Here is a 20,652-nt window from a genome sequence, read left to right as displayed (position 1 = left end):
ATTACTTTTCGATCGTGATGTTCTCGAGCGGCTTGCTGCAGCAAATCAGGATCATCCCGGCGTCGATCTCGCGCTGGCGAATTCCGCCGCCGTGCTTCATCTCTACTTGACCGGAGAGCTTCTTGCTTTTGCAGGTGCCGCACACGCCCTTGCTGCAGGAAAACGGAAGCCGCATTCCGGCGGCTCGCGCCGCATCGAGAATAAACTGGTCGGGCCGGCAATCGATCGTGCGACCCGATCGCGTGAATTCTATCTTGAAGCTGGCAGCCGGCGCTTCCGCTCCCGCTGCTGCGGCGCCGGCTTCGATCAGCGGCACGCCTTGGCGTTCGAACGAGAAGCTTTCTTCGTGGTAGTGCGCCATATCGAAAGCGGCGTCTCGCAGCATCGCGCGTACGTTCGCCATGTAAGCTTCCGGCCCACAGCAGAAGACCTTGCGTTCAGCCAGATCCGGGACGATCGACTTCAGAAGCGGCAACGTGAGATAGCCTGTCGGTGCGCTCCAGTCACGCGCTTCGCCCTGCTGCTCGCAGACGAACGCCGTTCTGAAGTGGCTCGTGCCGTGGGCCATCATCGCCAGCTCGTGGCGAAAAATGATATCGCGTGGCGATCGCGCGCTGTGGACGAAGACCACATCGTGATCCTCGCCGAGTTCGTAGAGTGTGCGCGCCATCGACATCAACGGCGTCACGCCGGAGCCACCCGAAAGGAACAGGTATTTCGGGGCTGAATGCAGCGTGCAACTGAAGTCGCCCGAGGGTCCGAGCGCCTTTATCTTCGCGCCCGGTTTCAAATTGTCATGCAGCCAGTTCGAGACCTTGCCGCCTGGCTGGCGCTTCACCGTAATCGACAGCGTGTCGGGTCGCGTCGGCGGCGAAGAGATCGTGTAGCAGCGATTGATCACCGCGCCATCGATCTCGAGTTCGAGCGTGATGAACTGGCCGGGCCGGAAGCGGAAGAGACGCGGCGACAGCGTGCGGAACAGGAAGCTCTTGACGTCGTGCGTCTCCTGGCGCACGTGCGCGCACACGAGCGTATCGTCCTCATCGGCGTTCCACTTGCCGGGCGTCGCGTCCCAAAGTTCCGGCCCCAGGCGGCTCGGCCGCCCCTTATCACTCATGATCGATCAGGCGCTCGCTGCAAATGGGCTGACGATTGCGGATTCCTGCCCCGTTTCCGTACGGAGCCGCTTGAAGTACCAGGACATGAATTTTTCCACCAGCTCCTCCGTGTAGGGCGAATACGGTCCGGGCTGGTAGGCTGCACTTTGCGAACCGATTTGCGTGCGCTCAACAAGCGACCCGTCCTGCTTGTTAGTTGCATGCCACACTTCGCTCAGCTCCTTCGGATCGTAGTCCCGGCCTTCGACCGCATCCTTGTGAACGAGCCACTTCGTCCTGAGTAGCGTGCGCTCGGGATCGATCGGCAGCACGCTGAAGGTCACGATATGATCGCTCATGAAGTGATGCCAGGAATTCGGCTGGGTCCAGAACGACAATCCGCCGAGATTGCGTTGCGTGAGATCACCCAGCAATTTCTGGCATGCGACTTTGCTGTTCATGGTTTGCGATTCACCGGCCTTATCGAGCGGCAGACGCTCGGTACGGAAGGCCGTGGCGCGACTATCGAGGAATTCGAGTTCGACGGAGGGAAGTCCGCACGATTCCCACCGCGTGTGCTCGCGTTCTATCAACTCTCGGAACGCCTGGACCTCATCGGCATTTTCCGGGGACGGCTGGTAGCCAAAGCCAAATTCGTAGAGCGAGACAGTGAGCTCGGGATGGTTCGCCTTGCAATGGTAGCATTCGCGATTGTTCTCCATCGTGAACTTCCAATTGCCGTTCTCGATGAGATCTTCCTCGTACGCGATTTTGCAGTCGCTGATCCGATGCGGGAGAATATAGGGCTCCATTTCCCGGCGCATCTGTTCGAAATCGGCTGGCGGCTCGTCGGCGAGGCATATGAACAGGAGGCCCGCAACATTCCCGACATGCACCGTCTTCAGGCTGAATTGGCTGCGATCGAATTCGTCGCCCATGTGCTCGGTGTGAATGAGCTTGCCCGTCAGATCATATGTCCACTGATGATAGGGACAAACGACGTTGCCGACGCTGCCTTTGTCGCCGTCGCAGAGGCGTGCGCCGCGATGGCGGCAAACGTTATGAAAAGCGCGGATCGTCATATCGTCGTCGCGCACCACGACGACCGACGCGCGACCCAGCGGAACCGTGAAATAATCTCCGGGTTCCGGAATGTCCGGTTCAACACCGGCATAGATCCAGTGGCGCCCAAAAATGACGTCCATATCGAGGTCGAACACCTCTTTGTCCCGATAGAACGGCGCTTCGAGGCTATACCCCGGCCGGCGGCGTCCGATCATCGCCCGCAGTTCGTTGGATATTTGCATGTGATCCTCCCTTCGCACGGGCATGCTAGAAATCGATGAGCCGATGTTCTCTCAGATAGTTCAGCATCACTTGTGCTTTATCGACGGTTGAGCCTTCAAAAGCGACAATGCCACCTTTCGCCTCGGCGACGACGGCCGCCTGCATGCGCGCGTGTCCGGACTTTGTTTCCCGCGCCTTGAGCCGAACGGGACGGCGTGACGCCGTTTCTACGGTCCAAGCGGGCTGAACGACGGAAATGTCTGTGGGCGTTTCCGGAAACCGTTCGATGTGGCCGGAGACGCGCCGGGCATATGCATATTTGAGTTGAACCGGCGCGAGCGGATGAACGGCAATCACGAGCGGCAGAGCGCAACCGATCCGCCGCCGTTGTCCCTTCGGCAAGAACTGGCGAATTTCGACGTCCAAGGCCTCGTCTCTAGTTTTATGAACGCGCGCGTCGAGGACGTTGGCCACGACAGGGCGCGCGAGAGCCCGTGCCAGCGCATACGGCAACAGCCCGCTGCCAGCGCCCGACTCCGCGTTGCTACCCGTCAGGATGATATCGACATTCTTCAGGTGAGCGGCGAGCGCCGCGACGGCATCGTCGCTGCGATCGAGCGGCAATGCCTCAATCGTGCCTGCGCCAAGCGCCAGATAGTCCTGAAGCGATGGTTCTTGCGCGGCACCGGCGTGCACGACACGAAGGCCATCACCGGCTATTCGGCGACCCAATGCCATCGCAACAGCATCACCGCGGCAAGCTCGCGGCGCTCCGCTCACCGGATGCTGGCCGGCCGATATGAGAGCCGCGACTGTGAAGGCATTACTCATCCGTCGACCTCGGGCTTCAACCTCGGAATTTCACCCTGCTCGCGCGCTTGCGATACCCGCATGATCAGCGCCTGCATGAGTTCCTCGGCGTCGCCGATGACGGTGAGGTCGGCGCGCTTCACGATGGGCGCACCGCCGTCGCGATTGATGGCGATGACGTGACGGCAGCCCTTGATGCCTTGCAGATGCTGAACCGCTCCTGAAATACCGATTGCGAAATAGGTCGTCGCGCTCACCGATTTTCCAGATGCGCCGATTTGCTTGTCTCGCGAGAATTTGCCTTCATCGACTGCGACGCGGCTCGCGCCGATCGCAGCGCCGAGCGTGCGAGCGAGCGTGCCGAGCGTCTCGACGTTCTCTACGCCGTTCCCGGCGGAGACGATGAAGTCCGCTTCTTCGAGTGCAATGTCTGCGGTCTCCGTCGGCTCAAGCCCGAGGTCGCGGTAAGCCTCGGCTATGCTCGGCAGTTTCGGAGCCGGTAAAAGCTCACCGGCGCCGGCGAACGGCAGCTTCGCGTCCACCGCACCTGGTGCGAGGAGCACGAAACGCGGCAACGGCGCTTTCGCGATTGCTGCGCCTCCGGGCCAGCCCACCGAGACGTGTCGCGCGTCCAATTCGATCACGTGCGTTGCTGCGAAGGCTTCGTTGTTGGCGATCAAACGACGACCGAGGTCGCCATCTCCAGACATGTTGTCGGGCATGAAGATGTGCGCGGGCTTGAACTCATCCAACAGCGTCTGAACAACCGCCTCTTCTCGTTGCGGCTGAAATCGGCTGGGGTCGAGGTCTGGAACAACGACAATCTTATCTGCGCCGAGTTCTCCCACGTTCTCATGAAGTTCGCCGAGGATCAGCGCCACGACGCCCGTGTCCGCCGATGCAAGGATGCTCGCAGCGGCTATAGCTTCGCGCGCGTGATCGTCGAGGCGGCCGCGATGGGAATGGGCGACGGCCATATGCCAGCGCGTTGCCGGCTCGCGCGTGCGCAACGGTTTAACCTGCTGCCTCTCATGTGCTGTCACGCCAATGTGCGGATCACCGGGTGCGATTTCTCCCAGCACGATACGGCGCAACCCCGTTGGCGACATGCGATAGGAGCGGCGCGGATTGATGCGTTTCACGTCGCTCATGCACGAGCCTCCAGCGAGGCTGCGGCAAGTTCGGCAATATCGAGCACTTCGGCGCGCGCGCCGGCGACGCCTTCCAGCATGGCGGTGCATTGTGGGCATGCGACGGCGATGACTTCGGCACCGACATCGCGTGCATCCGCCATTCGAATGTCGGGAATGCGTTGCTTGCCCGGAATATCAGTCAGCGGCGCGCCGCCTCCGCCTCCACAGCATCTGCCGCGCAGACCTGAGCGCTGCATTTCGCGCACTTCAATGCCGAGCTTTCGCAAGAGATCACGAGGGGCCTCCGTCTCGCCGTTATAGCGGCCGAGATAGCAGGGATCGTGATAGGTCAGCGCCCTCGCCTCGGGCGATTTTGCGAACTGCAGCTTTCCTCGCTCGGCCAGCTCGGCCAAAAGCGCCGTGTGATGAATGACGGCATATTTTCCGCCGAGCGCCGGATATTCGTTGCGCAAGCTGTGCAGCACATGCGGGTCGGACGTGACGATGCGTTTGAAATCGAGCGACGCAAACGTTTCGATATTCCGCTTTGCCAAAGACTGAAACGTCGCCTCATCGCCGAGACGGCGCGCGGTGTCGCCGGTATCGCATTCGCGCTCGCCGAGGACGGCGAAGTCAACTCTCCCAGCCTTCAGAAGTTTGACGAGCGCTCTGAGGGTTCGCTGATAGCGCATGTCGAATGCGCCTTCGCCTGCGACGAGCAACAGATCGACGGGTTGGCCCGGTTCGGCCGTGCGCACATCGAGATCGACGGCCCAGTTGTATCGCGCCGCTCTCGCGTGGCCTCCCTGAGTTTCGGTCTCGCGCAAATTACTCAACATTTCGGGCGCGGATCCGGGCACCTCGCCCTGCGTGAGATTGAGGCTGCGGCGCATACCGACAATCGCATCGACGTGCTCAATCAGCATCGGGCACTCTTCGACACATGCCCGGCATGTCGTGCAGGACCACACCGTCTCGGCTTCTATGAGCTTCGGAACAATCGCCTCGGCAAGCGACCCGCGATGCGATCCGATCGGAATGCCCGGATATGGTCTGCCTGCGTACGCTACGTCGCTCGCGCCCGATAGCCCGGCGACGAGATCTTGAATGAGCTTTTTTGGATTGAGCGGCTGGCCCGCCGCAAAGGCCGGACAGGACTGCTCACATTTTCCGCATTCCACGCACGCGTCGAAACTCAAGAGCTCCGTCCATAGAAAATCAGACGGCTTACGCGCTCCAAAATCGTGATCGTTCAATGCCAGCGGTAAGAGCGCGGTCGATCGCAAGCCCGCGAAGCGCTCGGGCCGGGGATGGAATGCGAGATGCAGCAGCCCTGCAACCGCGTGCTTCATCGGACCGCCCGCACCGATGCCGAGCGCAAGTTCTGCCGATCCGGCAAGCAGAAGCGCGAGTGCAGCGATCGCTATTCCAGCGGACAGCGTCTGAGATGGGATCAACGTCAGAAGAGCAAGCCCGAGCGCGAACGCGGCTAATGTGTAAGGCAACCTGTTCCAAGCGCCGCCGGACAGCCGCAGAGGCGGATGACGCCGCCTCATCCAGACAAAATATATGCCGGTCAGCATGACGGTTCCGGCGAGCAGAATGGCCCAGTCCAATACCGGCGTATAAAGTCCGAGGCCGTAGTTGATCGCCACGAGTACCAGGGCTGCAAATGCACCGCCTGCCGTCGCGATATGCGTGTTCGCGATGTAAGGATCGCGGGCGACGACATGATGCAGATCGACGAAGTACCGTTTGGGAACAGCCAAGAGGCCCGTCCATTCGACGGTGGCTTCCCGGCCCGTTCGCCACAGCCTCGCCCGGCGCGCCAGACCTATCGCCAGCGTCGCGACAGACACCCAAAAGAGTACCGTGACGGCAACCGCGACGGACACGATCAGAAATCCTTACACAGCCGGAGTGAGTCGTAGATGGCGGCGTGAATGTTGTGCATCGAAACGCAATCGCCGACGCGAAACAGAAGGAAGCGCTCGCCGTCCGTTGCTTCCTGGAGCGCGGGTTGCGGCTCGGCGGCATACAGCGATGCGAGATCCATCTGGCCGCGATTGAGAGAGCGGTCCTTCAGCGATACGTAAAGCTCTGTATTCGGCGTGATGCCGTTTTCGATGACGACCTGATCGACGACGCGCTCTTCAAGCTCGTCGGTATATTCGTTGCGGAGCACGGCGACCTTCTTGTTGCCTTCCGCGTAGACGCGATCCAGCCAGAAATTAGGTGTCGGAATGATGCCTTGCGCATAGAGGCGCCGGTAGAAGATCGGGAACGTCGTGCCGCCGACGTCATCGGAAACCTTCGCATCCGGCGTTACGATCTCGACGGTTGCGCCGCGGCTTGCGAGGAAATCCGCGGTGCCGAACCCCGCATGCGCGCTGATGCCGTCGTAAATGAGCACGTTCTCGGCGGGCGCGACTTTCTCCGAAAGGATGTCCCAGGAGCTGACGGATAACCCGTCTTTCGCGCCCCAGTTCGCGACTTGATCCGTGAAGCTTCGGCCGCCCGTCGCGAGGACGACGATGTCGGGCTGCTCGCTCAGAACCATCTCGGGCGTCGCTTCCGTATCCAGTCGCCGGTCGACGCCCAGGCGTTTCGTTTCGAGATCGAACCAGCGGACGATGCCGGCCATCTGCTCGCGTTGCGGCGCCTTCGCTGCGAGATTGATCTGTCCACCGACCGCCGAATTGCGCTCGAACAAAACGACGTCATGGCCGCGTGATCGCGATACGCGCGCGGCCTCGAGCCCTGCCGGACCACCGCCGACGACCACCACGCGCCTTTTCCTCGCGCCTTTGGCCGGTGTAATGACGTGCGGCATCGTTGCTTCGCGCGAGGTCGCAGCGTTTTGTATGCATAGCGTATCGGAGCCAGAATACATCCGGTCGATGCAATAGTTGGCGCCGACGCATTGGCGGATCTGTTCCTCGCGTCCTTCGCGCACCTTCTTCATGATATGCGGATCGGCAATGTGCGCGCGGGTCATGCCGACCATATCGACGAGGCCGTTCGCGAGGATGCGCTCCGCCTGCGTGATATCTCGGATGCCTTGGGCATGCAGGATGGGCACGTCCACGACGGACTTGATTCCGGCCGCAAGATGCACGAACGGCTCGGGCGGCAACGCCATCGGCGGCATGCAATTCGCCAGCGTGTTATGCGTATCCGCACCTGAACCGATCACGCTGATGAAATCGATCATGCCCGTTTCGGACATGCGCTGTGCGATCTCCTTGAGGACTTCGTGATCAAGTCCGTCCTCATGGAACTCGTCGGCGCACATCCGGAGGCCGACGCAGAAATCGCGGCCGACGGCTTCGCGCACGGCGGTCAGCACCTCCAAGCCGAACCGCAGGCGGTTCTCAAGGCTGCCGCCCCATTCGTCCGTGCGCATGTTTGAGCGCGGAGACCAGAATTGGTCGATCAACTGTTGATGGGCGGCCGAGATCTCGATGCCATCGAAACCCGATGTTTGCACGCGCTTCGCGGCTGCCGCGAAATCGCCGATGATGCGACGGATGTCTTCGATTTCGATGGCCTTGGCATTGCCTCGGTGCACAAACTCGCGCACGCCTGACGGCGAAACGAGATGCGGCCATGGATCGCCGGCATAAGCCGAACGGCGACCCATATGCGTCGCCTGGATCATGATCTTCATGCCGTGGCGATGGACCGCTTCCGCGAGCCGCGCCATCGGTTCGATGACGCGATCGGTCGTCAAATTGACGGGCCGCCACGAGCCTTGTGGAACGTCGATCGACACAGGGCTCGACCCGCCGCAGATCGCCATGCCAAGGCCGCCCTTGGCCTTCTCTTCGTAATAGCGAATGTAGCGGTCGCCCGGCATGCCTCCGGCTTCCGCATAGACCTCGGCGTGCGCTGTCGAGTAGATGCGGTTCGGCAGCGTCAATTGGTTGAGCTTGATCGGCGTGAAGATCGAAGGGTAGCGCATTATGCGGGCGCTCCCTCTTCAGTGAAACGGCTGTTCGCGAGATCGGCGATGCCCAATCCGTAGGGCGTTGCAGCGCGGACGAGAGAGCGCCAAATGTAGTCGGCGAAGCTGCGCCGGATCACCAGGCGGTAACCATCGCCGTGGCGAAATGCATAGACCGACGACTTGCCGAATGTCGTGCCGACGACGCGTCCCGGTTCCAGGCTTGCGAAGTCATAGACGCTGACGTGCTGCAGAACGTCGACGGCGTTCCGACCTTCGAGGATGACTTGGGTGTAGCCGCCGGAGTTATCGACGACCTGGCTGCGCACGTCCGTCAGAGCTTGACGCAGACTTCCCTGCAGCGCGGACAATTGAGCGCGCGGACAGACGATCATCCACTCGTCCGGTGAGAGCCACAAAATCGTTTTCCCGTTCGATGAAGCGAGCGTGCATGGCAGGAGCGGAAGCGAAACGCCGAGCGATGTCGATGCAGCGGCGAGGAATGCGGGATCGACACCGTTGCCGCGAAGACTGATGTAGCCGAGATATGGCATCTCGTTCGCCCAGACGCCGCAGCTGCCGTCGATGGGCTTTGCCTCCTCTCCCAGACCGAACGAATGGAGCGGCGACCGCATGGTTGGCTCAGACATTCTGCCGATCTCCTTTCGGGTCGACGAAAACAGGAGAGACGACCGTCACCTTGTGCGTTTTGCCGCCGGCGTATGCGTAGAGCAGGTCTCGTCCGGATTTGCGTCCGTCCTCGCTTCTTCGCGCGATGCCGTCGCGGACGACGGCCATCGCAATCGAGCGGCCGAGTTCGGGACTGTAGTAGCTCGACGTGACGTGGCCGAGCATCGCGGCCGGTGGCGCGACATCGGCGCGCTCGATGATTTGAGCGCCTTCGGCGAGCACGATTTGCGGATCGTCCGTCAGGAGACCGACGAGCTGCTTGCGGTTGGGGCCCGCCGTATCGCTGCGCGCGAACGAACGTTTGCCGATGAAGCTGAATGGCTTCTTCATGCCGACGGCCCACGCCATGTCGAGATCGAGCGGCGTCATCGATCCGTCCGTGTCCTGGCCGACGATGATGAAGCCTTTCTCGGCGCGCAGGACGTGCATCGTCTCGGTGCCGTAGGGCGTGATATCGAACTCGCGACCCGCGTCCATCAGCGCTTCCCAAACGTGATGGCCGTAATTTGCGTCGACGTTGACCTCGAACGCCAGTTCGCCCGAAAAGCTGATGCGGAACACGCGCGCGGGAACGCCGGCGACGGTTCCCTCGCGCCAATCCATGAATTTGAAAGCCGACGGCGACAGGTCGATGTCGCTGCAGATTTTCGCCAGAACTTGCCGGCTCTTCGGTCCGACGGCGGCAGCGGTCGCCCAGTGATCCGTAACCGACGTCATGTAGACGTCGAGATCGGGCCATTCAGTCTGATGCCATTTCTCGAGCCACGTCATAACGCGCGCGGCGCCGCCCGTCGTCGTCGTCATGAGGAAGTGGTTGTCGGCAACGCACGCGGTCACGCCGTCGTCCATCACCATGCCGTTCTCATCGAGCATCAGGCCGTAACGGCATTTGCCGGGCGCAAGCTGAGTCCAGGCGTTGGCGTAGACACGGTTGAGGAATTCGCGAACGTCCTTGCCGCGAAGGTCGATCTTGCCGAGCGTGGAGGCATCCATGATGCCGACCCCTCGCCGCGCTGCGAGGCATTCACGGCGCACCGCCGTGTGCAAGTCTTCGCCCGTCTTTGGAAAATACCAGGGGCGCAACCATTGGCCGACCGGCTCGAACTCAGCCCCGCGCGCATCGTGAGCTGCATGCATTGGCGAATAGCGCCGCGGCTCGAAGGTATCGCCTGCGTGAGCGCCTGCGAGCGTGCCGAACGTGACGGGCGAATAAGCAGGTCGATACGTGGTTGTCCCGACCTCGGGGATGCTCTTGCCAAGAACATCGGCTGCGATGGCGAAGCCGTTGACGTTGGAGAGCTTGCCTTGATCCGTCCCGAACCCGAGCGCCGTATATCGCTTGATATGTTCGATCGATCGATAGTTCTCGCGCACCGCTAAATGTATGTCGCTGGCCGAGACGTCGTTCTGGAAGTCGACGAAGGCTTTCTTGCCGTGCCCCTCGGCTCGTCCGTCCGGTACTCGGAAGATGCGCCGCGCCGGAATCGCATCCGGTTCATCGGTGCTCAGATTGACCGGCGACGCGGGTGCGGACTTGCCGAGCGATGACAGCAGATCGCGCATCACGCGCGCAGTCTGCTCGAGCGCGTGATGCAAGCCGAATTCGCCGGTCACCGCGCCAACGCCGTAGATGCCCGATTTCGCGCGGCCCGCTTCTGGCACGACGAAGGCCAATCTCTCTTCGTCCCAATGGGGCCGGCCGCCGTCATGGCAGTAGAGATGGACCGTTGGCGATAAGCCGCCCGAACTTCCCAACGCATCGCAGTCGATTGACGGGCCGCTGCCGACAACGGCATTTCGTTTGGCGTCGAGCTTTACCAGCTGCGCGCCGGTGACCGCGCGCCCTCCCCGCGCAAAGGCGATGCCGTAGCCTGTTCTGACATCAACGCCGGCGGCACGCACACGTTTCTCCCAGGCGGGATTTATGCGCGTGCGCGTATCGGCAAGCACGACTTCGCAGCCGGCGCGCGCAAGATCGGACGCGCCCTGATAGACGTGATCGTTGCTCGTTTGCAGAAGAACGCGTTTGCCGACGGCAACCCCGTAGCGATTGAGGTATGTCGTCAGCGCCGACGCCGTCATGATGCCCGGAATATCGTTGTTGCCGAACACCAGCGGCCGCTCGATCGCGCCCGTCGCCAATACGACACGCTCAGCTCGGATGCGATGCAGTCTCTGGCGCGGTTGATGGGCGACGCGCTCGGCTAACGGCAGATGATCCTGAAGCTGCTCGACGGCGAGCACCAAATTCATGTCGTGGAGCGCGAAGGCGCTCGTGCGCGTCAGCACCTGCACGTTCGGCAGGCTTTGCAGTTCGCCGACCGCAGACTTCAGCCAAGCACTTGCCTGTTCCCCGCCGATGACGCTTTGCGGCGACGACAGGAGCCAGCCTCCGCATTCGTTCTGCTCGTCGAGAAGCACGACCTTCAGCCCGGCGCGTCCTGCCAGCAGCGCCGCGAGCAATCCAGACGCACCTCCGCCGACGACGAGCACTTGCGCGTGCCGATGGCTATGATCGTACGTTTCCGGGTCCGGGTCCGAAGGCGCGCTGCCATAGCCCGCGGCCTGCCTGATGATGTGCTCGAACTTCGGCCAGAGTTTCTGGTTTTGAAACGTCTTGTAATAGAAGCCCGCCGGCATGAACCGCGAAAACAGTCCGCCGATGCTCTTCAGATCGAATTCCAGTGACGGCCAGCCTGTCGTCCGGCGCGCGACGAGCCCGTCGTAAAGCTCGACCTGCGTCGCCTTGAGATTGGGTATCGTATGCGCGCCGGTTTCGATCTGCATCAGCGCGTTCGGCTCTTCGGGGCCGCTCCCGACGATGCCGCGCGGGCGGCCGTACTTGAAACTGCGGGCAAGCATTCGCGTGCCATTCGCGAGCAGCGCCGAGGCTAGCGTATCGCCAGCAAAGCCATCGTAGTTCTGGCCATCGAAGGAGAACGTCAGCGGCTTGTCGAAATCTACCCGCGCGCCAGGGCGGCGGACCCGATAACTGGTCACGTCGAGCCGCCCTCCGCATCATAGGCCTTGCGGCCGTCGGCCAGCGTCCACGATCCGGCAATGGCATTCGTCGCGGTGTTGCGCTTCACGACGAAAAACTTGCGGCAGCCCGTGTTGTGCGACCACATTTCCCAATGCCAGCCCTTGGGATTTTTGCGCATGAAGAGATAGTCGCCCCAAGCTTCGTCATCGAGCGTTTCGGGAATTGCGGGACGCGGAATGAACGCCTCGCCGCCGTATCCGAATTCTTCCTCTTCACGTTTTTCGCCGCAGTGCGGGCAAAACAACACAAACATCGTGCGGTCCTGAATTAGTGAGCGACGCCGGCTGCGCCGTGCTCATCGATAAGATGCCCTGTCGAGAAGCGTGCGAGATCGAATGCGCGGTTGAGCGGATGCGGCTCGTCGCGCGCAATCGTATGGGCGAAGACATTTCCCGATCCCGGCGTTGCTTTGAAGCCGCCCGTTCCCCAACCGCAGTTGAAGTAAAGGCCCTTCACTTTGGTCTTGCTGATGATCGGACACGCGTCGGGTGTCGTATCGACGATGCCGCCCCATTGGCGGTTCATGCGCACGCGCGAAAACATCGGGAAGAGCTCGATGATCGCGGCGGCCGTATGCTCGATGATGTGCGGGCTGCCGCGCTGCGTATAGCTCGTGTAGTGATCGATGCCCGCACCGATGACGAGTTCGCCCTTGTCCGACTGGCTCGCATAGCCGTGCACCGCATTCGACATGACGACGGTATCGAGGACGGGCTTCATCGATTCCGATACGAATGCTTGGAGGGGATGGCTCTCGATCGGCATGCGAATGCCCGCCATTTTTGCGAGGACGGACGAGTGGCCTGACGCAACACAGCCGACGCGCTCGCTTCTGATCGTGCCGCGCGTCGTCTCAAGCCCCGCGATGCGGCCGTTCGCGATATCCATGCCGGTGACTTCGCAATTTTCGATGATATCGACACCGTATTTGCTGGCCGCGCGCGCAAAGCCCCATGCAACCGCGTCATGGCGAGCGACGCCGCCGCGCGGTTGAAAGCTTGCGCCGAGGACCGGATATCGCGCCGACTTCGATGTATTGAGGATCGGGATACGGCGCTTCACCTCGGCGGTGTCGAGCACCAGTGCGTCGATGCCGTCGAGGTTGTTGGCATTCACGCGGCGTTCGATATCGCGCATGTCCTGCAGCGTATGTCCGAGGTTGAACACGCCCCGCTGGCTGAACATGACGTTGAAGTTCAGGTCTTCGGTCAGGCCTTCCCAAAGCTTCAGCGCGTGCTCGTAGAGAAGGGCCGCTTCGTCCCAAAGATAATTGGAACGGACGATCGTCGTGTTGCGCGCGGTGTTGCCGCCGCCGAGATATCCCTTCTCGATGACCGCAATGTTGCGAACGCCGTGGTCCTTCGCGAGGTAATAGGCCGTTGCCAGTCCGTGGCCGCCTGCACCAACGATGACGACGTCGTAAGACGGCTTAGGCTCGGCGCTGCGCCACGCCGGATCCCAGCCTTCGTTGTGCCTGAGGCCCTTCGTGAAAAGCGACCAGGAAGAGTAATCTTTCCTCATCAAAACTCCCCACAGGCATCACGCGACGCGCGTGCTAGGCCACCATTTGTCGAGATGCATGCGTTAGTTAGGCGGCGGGCGCAATTTCCGTGCTGCCGCAGAAGACGCAAACTTTGCTAATTGCGACACGTTTCGATCCGTTGCTTCGGGACGCCCGCGGCCTCAGTACGCCCGCCCGTTCTAGGCCGCGCGCATCTTGGCGATCAGCTCGCGCGCCGGTTCAATGGAAATATCGGACCTTCCCGCTAATTCCAGGTCGCAGAAGGTCTTGGTCACGACTTCATGCTCCGTCAGGAACCGCAATGTCTCAATGTCTTCCGGCGCGCATCGCTCTTCGAGGGCGGCATAGCGCTCGATGATCGGATCAAGCTCGCGGCTAAAGACTTTCATGAAATCGGTCCACGGCATGCTGGCATATTTGTGAACGTGATCGGCGCCCTTCTGACGGTAGGCGTCGCTCTCGCGCGGGTCGCCGCCGAGCTTGGCCACGAGGTCGCGCATACGGGCCTTCGTCACCACCTCGAGTTCGGTCAGGACGCGCCATTTCTCGGCGCGGGCCGGATCATCCATCGCGTCGGCAATGCCGCGGTAGAGCGCTTCGCCGTAGACTTCGCCCTGATAGGCGCGCTCGACTTTTTTGGTGAAATCGTCTTCTGCATTGACCGTCATGGACAGTCACCCTCCCCCGCCGGCGGCCCGCATCGCAACACCAAGCCGAAAGTAAAATTGTGCTGCGAAGACACTTGGCGTCAAGGGCGGCGCGAAAGGCGGCGCAAAAACTGCCCGCGGAAATGGCCGGCGTTTTCACGCCCGCCAATGACGTTTGAGACGCTGCTGCTAACCCGAAGCGTCCACGTTACTGGCAGCATTGACTGCAGCATCGACGATGATGGTCCCGAGACCGTCGCGCCCCGTGCCCAGCGCATTCAACCAATTGTGATGTCGCGTGTGGCGTGCAGACGGCCGAGCTGCGTTGATACTTTGTAATGTTATCTTATATCTCAGCATGTCTTGGGCTTTCGCCGGCATCAGACGCGGGGGGATTTATCCAGGACCAATAAGGAGTTAATCGGGGAAGGGGACTGAATTTTGAAACGTAGGAAACTGAAGCTTACGGTTATGGCCGGTACGGTCGGACTTATGGCGTCGCCCGGGGGGGCGCAGACAACCGCCGAGCCTTCCAACCAATCCGAACTGCCGCACGTCGAGGTTGTTCAGCAAAAGAAAACGCCGATTCCAACGGCAAAGAAGAAGACTGCACCGGTGCAGGCTGCGACGCCCCAACCGGCGCCCACTCCGACCGCTGCGGCCGCACCGGACGCACAGTCCTCGAAAACTCGCCTTATGGCGCTGCAGCAAGCGGCGGGGCGGCGGCACGTGCCGAGAGCGGAGCGATTTCGCCTATCAACGCCAAGGCGATGCTTCCGGAAAATCCGGCGGATTTCGCTGGCTCCGCCACCCAGGTGACGGCCAGCGATATTGAAGGGCAGCGCCCGCTGACAACCCATGAAGCCCTGGCCAGCGTGCCGGGCGTCGTAACCGTCACGGACGACGGCATGTCGCGCCACAGCGGCATCGGTGTTCGCGGCTCTCCCTTCCGCCGTTCGCGCAAGGTCCTCGTCATGGAGGACGGGGTGCCGATCAACTTCGCGACCTATCTCGACTCGTCCACCCACTACACGCCCCCGCTCGAGCGTATCGACAGCATTGAGGTCATGCGCGGGCCGATCGTCAACTACGGCCCACTCACCAACCACGGCGTGATCAACTTCCGCAATCTCTCTCCGTTCGGCGCCAATGAGACCGTGATCAAAAGCGCGATCGGCACGACGGAAGGCAGTGACCGGGACATCAACAACTACCGCCACATTCATACGCGGCAGAATCTTGGAAACGTCGGCGTCGTCGCCTCGTACTCCGGTGCTGACGCCGGCGGTTCGTGGAATGTCGAGGATCTCGGCTACAACGACTTCTACGGTGCGATCGGATTCAGGGGCACTAACCAGGATCTCACGATCTCAGGCGGCTACTTCCGTCAGCGCGATACCTACGACGAAGACAACTTCGGCGGCTCGTACGCGGACTTCTTCAGGTTCGGCCACAACAAGACCAGAGGCGTGGCGGCGGGCAACTTCGAGGCTCCGTGCTGCCACGATCTCAGCAACTACAATGCTGATTTCTACCGTCTTCAGGTGGCGCACAACTACTACGTCGACAAGAACACGACGGTTTCGTCTCGCTTCTTCCTGAGCGATCACGAGCGCGCGCGCTTCTATAACAGCGAAGACGCTGAGGGCGACACGCGGGCCGACATCCTGATGGAAGGCCGTGACCGCCGTTATCAAAACTACGGGGCGGATTCACGCGTCGAGTTCGCCAATTTGCCTCTGTTCGGCGGCATGCGGCACGACGTGCAAACCGGTATCCGCTACGAGCAGCAGTACTTCAACAATCAGAACCGAATCGGTTCGGTTGGCGAGGCTCTCAACTTCAACAGAAGAGGCGAACGCGACGGCGATCCGACAAAGCTCGAAGCGCGTTCATTTGCAGCCTTCATCCAGTCAGCGATCCACGTAACGCCGACGTTCACGGTTACGCCCGGCGTGCGCCTGGAAAACTACGAGATCGAGTTCAACGATCTCGATGAGGGGATCAGGGGAAGCAAAAGCTACGACCAAGTGCTGCCGATGCTCGGCTTCGCATGGGAGGCAGCACCGCGGACAACAGTCTACGGCGGCTATCACCGTGGTCTTACCCCGCACATCATCCGCGACGCGAACGAAGATCTTGAATCCTTCCTCGCTCCCAAGGAGGAGATCGGCGATAACTTCGAAATCGGTGTTCGCACGACTGCGTTCCGCGGTTTGACCCTTGATGCCGCGTATTTCTACAACCGGATCGATAATTATCAGTTCGGTGAAGCGTTCCAGAACGAGGCCGGGGACCGCGTGTTCACGTCGCTCGACGAAGTCTCGATCAGCGGCTTCGAACTCTACTCCAGGCTCGACAGCAAGCCCTTCACGGGCGGGCCGTGGAACGTCTTCGGTGAGGCGACCTATACGTTCGCCGACGCGGAGATCGAAAAGGGCTCAGGGCTGAACGACGACGACGAACTGCAGAACGTTTCCGGAAACAGCGTACCGGAATCGATCCGGCACTTCGCCAACCTCACTGTCGGCGTGGAGCATCGCATCGGATGGGACGCTAGCCTGACCTGGACCTATCGCGGCGCATTCCATACGGACGCTTTGAATATGTCCTACGAAGACGGAGGCGAGATCCCAGACGTCTGGCTGCTGTCTGCTCGCTCCAACCTCAAGGTCACGGATCAGCTCACGCTGTTCGTGTCCGGCCAGAACTTGACGGACGAGCTTTACATCACGGATCGCTCGGACGGCATCAAGCCGGGCCTCGGACGCACCATCATGGGCGGCTTCACTTTGAAGTTCGACGGCTGACGCTGACGAAACGTCTGACGACCTGATTTCGGGCTCAACGCTGGACCTCCAGTTTGAGCCCGAAGTTTTTAGCGCGATGCGCATTATCTCCGCGGCCAAGCTCGGCATGAAAAGCCCGGTGGTGGCTGGCATCCACTGGGCGTCGCACAGGACGACCGCCGTTGGCGGCGTCGCGGGAAGCAGGTCCGTCGTCTTCTCGTTCACGTCGCGGATAAAAATTGCCGAAGTGGGTGGCGACCCCGGCAGGATTTGAACCTGCGACATCGAACTTAGAAGGTTCGCGCTCTATCCAGCTGAGCTACGGGGCCAAAGGTGGCTAGTCTATACTCGTAAACGGCCGCCGGATGAAAGACCCCTCTTCACGCCGATCCCGGCTGCTGCCGGAGGAATTTGCGCGTGAATTCGTTGCTCCAGCCGTTCAGGCTGTCACACCCCGCGCCGATGTCTTCGTTTTGTCCGACCGCCAGACGCGGTAGACTTTCAGAAATCTGAAGCCCGCCTGGATCGATGCGTATCTCAGGCCCACGAGACCGCCGGTCCAGTGGCGCCTGACGATGTAATATTTGAAAAAATTCATCGGCAGCTCGACAACCAAACGCGATGCGAGCACGCCCTGAGAGGTCGCTCCGGCATTTTTGACCATGAGCCACGTACGCTCGTCGAGCTTGCGCTTCATATCGGCAAAAGAGCGCATCGAGTAATGATAGATGGGGGATTTGAGCGCGCCCACCTCGACGCCGTCGGTCACGACAGCATCATGAACGTTCGAATTCCTGAACCTGATGAACCGTCGGTTGTAGAGCCTCACGTACCAATGATCTCGCGCCAACGGCCGCGGTGCCTCGGCCCCGGGATACACCAAATCTATCGGCAGTCCGTAAGCCACGAATTTCGGGTTGCCGTTCTTGAACGTGGCGATGATTTCCCGCGCGAGTTCCGGCGTGACGACTTCGTCGGCGTCTATATTGAAGACCCAGTCATTGCGGCATTGCTCTTCGCCGAAGCGCTTTTGCGCACCGAACCCCAGCCACGGCTGCGTGATGACCCTGCATCCTTCGGCGAGCGCGATGCTCACCGTATCGTCCGTGCTTTCGCTGTCGATCACGACAACTTCGTTCGCCCATGGGCGCACGGATCGTATGGTTTGGGCGATACGGTCGCCCTCGTTCTTAGAAATGATGAAACAGGAAATTGGTACCTTAGGCATCACTCTGCCGCTCACCCTGCCTCGCGATTCGCACAACCCGTACGCACGTTCAAGCCGAGATGCAACTTCGCAATACGATGTTTGCACAGGTTGTAATTATGGTGGCACATGCGACAGCGTGTCAGGAACCGCAGAAACAATAACGGGCCGTCACCGTCGCCGCCGACAGCCCGTCTAAACGTTCATCAGATCCGCGCCGCTACGCTCGTCGTACCAATCGCGCGACGAACAGCAAAATGATCGCTCCGATGGCCGCAGCGATGATCTCACCAATGATGCCGGCACCTAGATGAAGCCCAAGATATGGGAATAGCCAGCCGGCGATGAACGCTCCGATGATACCGACGATAATGTCTCCGACTAAGCCGAAGCCACCGCCACTCATTATTTGCCCAGCCAGCCAACCGGCAATCGCGCCGATGATCAACCAGACGATCAGTGCTTGGAGATCCATTTTTATTTCTCCCTGTGAGCACGCTCACGAATCGCGATACGCCACACGGTATTATCATCCGCGTCAAAACGTCTGCTGGCAAGTTTCTCTCGTTATCTCGCGACTGGCGCAAAACCGGCGACGTCCCGAAGGTCATCGCGCGACAGCGATTTCTTCGGAAGTGCGGAGCTTTCCCGTGGGATCTGATGCCCCGGAGCCACAACCAACGACCGCGCAGCCTGCCAGCCGCGTCCGCCGACGACAGGAACACTTTACCGCTGTTGCCCGATTATTGCGATTGCTTCGCGAGCCACGATTCGAGTTGCTCGAAATCCGCCGGCCCGGAGAACGCCGTGACGGACCCATCGCCCGCGATGAGACGCGTGTAGGGTAGCTCACCCATCCAGTCCTGGCCGACGGCGAACCTCAGCTTTTCTTCAAAACCCTTGCCGAGAGCGAAGCTCGACACTGAGCCGAGACCTGCTTTCTGAAGTGCGGGGCTGATTTCAGCCGGCCGCGCGCCGCGTTGGTCCCAATTCACAAGAACGAGCGTGGCATCGGGGTGGGCGCCCGTGAACGCGCCCCAGTCCTTCAGCTCGGGCATGCAATTGCTGCAGGTCAGTCCCCAAAAGTGGACGATGAGTGGACGGCCCTGATGCGCGTCGAGGATTTGCTTCAGGCTATCCGCCTCGAACGGACGGGCAGCTTGAGGAGCGGTTTCCGGGCTCGCCGCTGAACCGGCAATCGGCATCGCGGCGATGAACAGCGCGACGAGTATCGAAGCAAGCCTCATGACTTGTGCCTCATGATTGGGGCTCCAACGGGATGAGCCGATATCCATCCTGCAGCGTCAGCCACGACAGGTACGCGCCCGCCGGACTTGCTATCAGCAACGGATGATCCGACGCGTCGTGCGTCATCGCTACGCTGCGGGGCGCGCTCCAGGTTTTTCCGGCATCGTGCGACGTGATGAGATCTATTGTCGTCATAGCGCCGTCGAAAGATTTGTAGGCGAGATAGACGACGCCATGCGTGGCCAGAACGTACGGCCGCGACGTCTGCGCGTTCGGATCGCCGAGGCGCATCGGCTCCGAAAACGTTTTTCCGCCGTCGCTCGATTGGGCGTAGTAGAGGCCCTTCAATTTGCGTCCGAGCGCAAACCACGTCGCATGGTAGACGCCGTCCGGGCCGATCGCGAGGCTCGGGCCTTGATGGGGACAGGCGTCGATCTTCGCATCGTCGTCGCTCACCCGGTAGAGCGGACCTGGCGTCTTTGGGTCCGCAAAGGTGATGACGGCGTGATCGCGAATGCCGCCGTCGAAAATATTGCGAAAGAGAACGACTGGCCTTCCCGGCCCTGCGAACGCGACGGCGATGCGGCAGCACTCGCAGGAATTATCACGCGCGATCGTTGCCGCTTGAAGCGTTCCGCCGGGCCGATCATCCCATGCAAAGGCGAGCGCGGCTCCGGCGTAGGGTCTGCCATCCATCTTTGCTTTCGCCACGTTGCGCTTGTCGATCCAGGCGACGAACGCGCTGCCATCCTGATCGAGCGCGGCCGTCTCGAAGCGCTGGCTCGGAGAGCCCGACGTAATCGGCTGCGGGTTCGAGAACGTCTTTCCGCCGTCACCCGATCGCACGATGAAGGCGTGACCATTGTATTTTTCATCGCGCGACGCATACGTGACGATCACTCGGCCGGCTTGTCCGATAGCGATCTTCGGACGGGCGTCGGGCCCCTCATCGAGCGGCAAATCGGTTTTCGGCAGCGTCACCGGATCGGTGAATGTCTTGCCGAGATCGGCTGAACTTCCAACCGATACACGGCCGCCTGCGACCCATGTCACCCATAACTTTCCGTCCGGGCCGAAAGCGCCCGTCGCGACGCTGGCGCATGCGAGCGCCGTCGTGTGGCAAGCTGCGGGGGCGCCGTGATGGGCGTTCGCATCGTGTGCGACCGCGGCACCCGATCCGGGGATGATCGCTGCGAGCAGCAATATCGTCATTCGAAAATGATCGCGCATGAC

The 20,652-nt window shown here is 61.1% G+C and carries 17 protein-coding genes and 1 tRNA gene; 2 read left to right on the top strand and 16 right to left on the bottom strand.

Annotation, left to right across the window (positions count from 1 at the left end; translation table 11 throughout):
• Position 1: 1 nt before the first annotated feature.
• The 11 genes from AC1DK3_RS07560 to AC1DK3_RS07510 all read right to left on the bottom strand — a co-directional run bounded on the left by AC1DK3_RS07560 (position 2) and on the right by AC1DK3_RS07510 (position 14,196).
• Positions 2-1,117, bottom strand: coding sequence for an FAD-binding oxidoreductase (locus AC1DK3_RS07560; protein WP_477191625.1), 1,116 nt, complete (start codon positions 1,115-1,117; stop codon positions 2-4).
• Between the two features lie 6 nt (positions 1,118-1,123).
• On the bottom strand, positions 1,124-2,404 hold the full coding sequence (locus tag AC1DK3_RS07555) for an aromatic ring-hydroxylating oxygenase subunit alpha (protein ID WP_477191624.1): 1,281 nt from the start codon (positions 2,402-2,404) through the stop codon (positions 1,124-1,126).
• Positions 2,405-2,429: 25 nt separating this feature from the next.
• Positions 2,430-3,215, bottom strand: a complete 786-nt coding sequence (locus AC1DK3_RS07550; RefSeq protein WP_477191623.1) for a hypothetical protein — start codon at positions 3,213-3,215, stop codon at positions 2,430-2,432.
• Complete coding sequence (locus AC1DK3_RS07545) at positions 3,212-4,345, bottom strand: electron transfer flavoprotein subunit alpha/FixB family protein (protein ID WP_477191622.1); 1,134 nt, start codon at positions 4,343-4,345, stop codon at positions 3,212-3,214. Before AC1DK3_RS07545 ends, AC1DK3_RS07550 begins: the two co-directional genes overlap by 4 nt.
• Complete coding sequence (locus AC1DK3_RS07540; RefSeq protein ID WP_477191621.1) at positions 4,342-6,222, bottom strand: (Fe-S)-binding protein; 1,881 nt, start codon at positions 6,220-6,222, stop codon at positions 4,342-4,344. The genes AC1DK3_RS07545 and AC1DK3_RS07540 overlap by 4 nt, the downstream gene beginning before the upstream one ends.
• 2 nt (positions 6,223-6,224) lie before the next feature.
• Positions 6,225-8,291, bottom strand: coding sequence for an oxidoreductase (locus AC1DK3_RS07535; RefSeq protein ID WP_477191620.1), 2,067 nt, complete (start codon positions 8,289-8,291; stop codon positions 6,225-6,227).
• Positions 8,291-8,923 carry a sarcosine oxidase subunit gamma gene (locus AC1DK3_RS07530; protein ID WP_477191619.1) on the bottom strand — a complete coding sequence of 211 codons (633 nt, stop codon included), beginning with the start codon at positions 8,921-8,923 and terminating at the stop codon, positions 8,291-8,293. The genes AC1DK3_RS07535 and AC1DK3_RS07530 overlap by 1 nt, the downstream gene beginning before the upstream one ends.
• Entirely contained in the window at positions 8,916-11,963 is a 3,048-nt protein-coding gene (locus tag AC1DK3_RS07525; RefSeq protein WP_477191618.1) for a sarcosine oxidase subunit alpha family protein, read from the bottom strand. Before AC1DK3_RS07525 ends, AC1DK3_RS07530 begins: the two co-directional genes overlap by 8 nt.
• Positions 11,960-12,259, bottom strand: coding sequence for a sarcosine oxidase subunit delta (locus tag AC1DK3_RS07520; protein ID WP_477191617.1), 300 nt, complete (start codon positions 12,257-12,259; stop codon positions 11,960-11,962). The genes AC1DK3_RS07525 and AC1DK3_RS07520 overlap by 4 nt, the downstream gene beginning before the upstream one ends.
• 14 nt (positions 12,260-12,273) lie before the next feature.
• On the bottom strand, positions 12,274-13,527 hold the full coding sequence (locus tag AC1DK3_RS07515; protein ID WP_477191616.1) for a sarcosine oxidase subunit beta family protein: 1,254 nt from the start codon (positions 13,525-13,527) through the stop codon (positions 12,274-12,276).
• A gap of 180 nt (positions 13,528-13,707) precedes the next feature.
• Positions 13,708-14,196 carry a hypothetical protein gene (locus AC1DK3_RS07510; RefSeq protein WP_477191615.1) on the bottom strand — a complete coding sequence of 163 codons (489 nt, stop codon included), beginning with the start codon at positions 14,194-14,196 and terminating at the stop codon, positions 13,708-13,710.
• A gap of 749 nt (positions 14,197-14,945) precedes the next feature.
• On the opposite strand from AC1DK3_RS07510, the gene AC1DK3_RS07505 reads away from it, so the two are divergent.
• Positions 14,946-16,985, top strand: coding sequence for a TonB-dependent receptor family protein (locus AC1DK3_RS07505; RefSeq protein WP_477191614.1), 2,040 nt, complete (start codon positions 14,946-14,948; stop codon positions 16,983-16,985).
• Positions 16,986-17,061: 76 nt separating this feature from the next.
• Positions 17,062-17,238 carry a hypothetical protein gene (locus tag AC1DK3_RS07500; RefSeq protein WP_477191613.1) on the top strand — a complete coding sequence of 59 codons (177 nt, stop codon included), beginning with the start codon at positions 17,062-17,064 and terminating at the stop codon, positions 17,236-17,238.
• On the opposite strand, the gene AC1DK3_RS07495 is transcribed toward AC1DK3_RS07500, so the two are convergent.
• From AC1DK3_RS07495 to AC1DK3_RS07475, 5 genes are all read right to left on the bottom strand, one after another.
• Positions 17,217-17,293 (bottom strand) — tRNA-Arg (locus AC1DK3_RS07495). The two genes, AC1DK3_RS07500 and AC1DK3_RS07495, sit on opposite strands and share 22 nt — an antisense overlap.
• Positions 17,294-17,403: 110 nt before the next feature.
• Positions 17,404-18,192 (bottom strand): glycosyltransferase family 2 protein, encoded by a 789-nt coding sequence (locus AC1DK3_RS07490; RefSeq protein ID WP_477191612.1) that lies wholly within the window; start codon positions 18,190-18,192, stop codon positions 17,404-17,406.
• Between the two features lie 199 nt (positions 18,193-18,391).
• Positions 18,392-18,646 carry a GlsB/YeaQ/YmgE family stress response membrane protein gene (locus tag AC1DK3_RS07485; RefSeq protein ID WP_092866680.1) on the bottom strand — a complete coding sequence of 85 codons (255 nt, stop codon included), beginning with the start codon at positions 18,644-18,646 and terminating at the stop codon, positions 18,392-18,394.
• Between the two features lie 268 nt (positions 18,647-18,914).
• Positions 18,915-19,418: a TlpA family protein disulfide reductase gene (locus AC1DK3_RS07480; protein ID WP_477191611.1), complete on the bottom strand. Its 504-nt coding sequence runs from the start codon at positions 19,416-19,418 to the stop codon at positions 18,915-18,917.
• A 10-nt stretch (positions 19,419-19,428) separates the two neighbouring features.
• Positions 19,429-20,649: a sialidase family protein gene (locus tag AC1DK3_RS07475; protein WP_477191610.1), complete on the bottom strand. Its 1,221-nt coding sequence runs from the start codon at positions 20,647-20,649 to the stop codon at positions 19,429-19,431.
• Positions 20,650-20,652 lie beyond the last annotated feature (3 nt).

This window comes from Hyphomicrobium sp. 01T421, from assembly GCF_056398805.1.
The sequence above is the reverse complement of the archived record's forward strand: the minus strand, read 5'-3'. Positions and strand labels throughout refer to the sequence as shown.

Coding starts and splice junctions, on each gene's coding strand:
- AC1DK3_RS07550 (WP_477191623.1), bottom strand. CDS start 3,215: ATGAGTAATGCCTTCACAGTCGCGGCTCTCATATCGGCCGGCCAGCAT.
- AC1DK3_RS07480 (WP_477191611.1), bottom strand. CDS start 19,418: ATGAGGCTTGCTTCGATACTCGTCGCGCTGTTCATCGCCGCGATGCCG.
- AC1DK3_RS07545 (WP_477191622.1), bottom strand. CDS start 4,345: ATGAGCGACGTGAAACGCATCAATCCGCGCCGCTCCTATCGCATGTCG.
- AC1DK3_RS07520 (WP_477191617.1), bottom strand. CDS start 12,259: ATGTTTGTGTTGTTTTGCCCGCACTGCGGCGAAAAACGTGAAGAGGAA.
- AC1DK3_RS07475 (WP_477191610.1), bottom strand. CDS start 20,649: ATGCGCGATCATTTTCGAATGACGATATTGCTGCTCGCAGCGATCATC.
- AC1DK3_RS07505 (WP_477191614.1), top strand. CDS start 14,946: ATGCTTCCGGAAAATCCGGCGGATTTCGCTGGCTCCGCCACCCAGGTG.
- AC1DK3_RS07510 (WP_477191615.1), bottom strand. CDS start 14,196: ATGACGGTCAATGCAGAAGACGATTTCACCAAAAAAGTCGAGCGCGCC.
- AC1DK3_RS07485 (WP_092866680.1), bottom strand. CDS start 18,646: ATGGATCTCCAAGCACTGATCGTCTGGTTGATCATCGGCGCGATTGCC.
- AC1DK3_RS07560 (WP_477191625.1), bottom strand. CDS start 1,117: ATGAGTGATAAGGGGCGGCCGAGCCGCCTGGGGCCGGAACTTTGGGAC.
- AC1DK3_RS07500 (WP_477191613.1), top strand. CDS start 17,062: ATGCGCATTATCTCCGCGGCCAAGCTCGGCATGAAAAGCCCGGTGGTG.
- AC1DK3_RS07555 (WP_477191624.1), bottom strand. CDS start 2,404: ATGCAAATATCCAACGAACTGCGGGCGATGATCGGACGCCGCCGGCCG.
- AC1DK3_RS07535 (WP_477191620.1), bottom strand. CDS start 8,291: ATGCGCTACCCTTCGATCTTCACGCCGATCAAGCTCAACCAATTGACG.
- AC1DK3_RS07530 (WP_477191619.1), bottom strand. CDS start 8,923: ATGTCTGAGCCAACCATGCGGTCGCCGCTCCATTCGTTCGGTCTGGGA.
- AC1DK3_RS07515 (WP_477191616.1), bottom strand. CDS start 13,527: ATGAGGAAAGATTACTCTTCCTGGTCGCTTTTCACGAAGGGCCTCAGG.
- AC1DK3_RS07490 (WP_477191612.1), bottom strand. CDS start 18,192: ATGCCTAAGGTACCAATTTCCTGTTTCATCATTTCTAAGAACGAGGGC.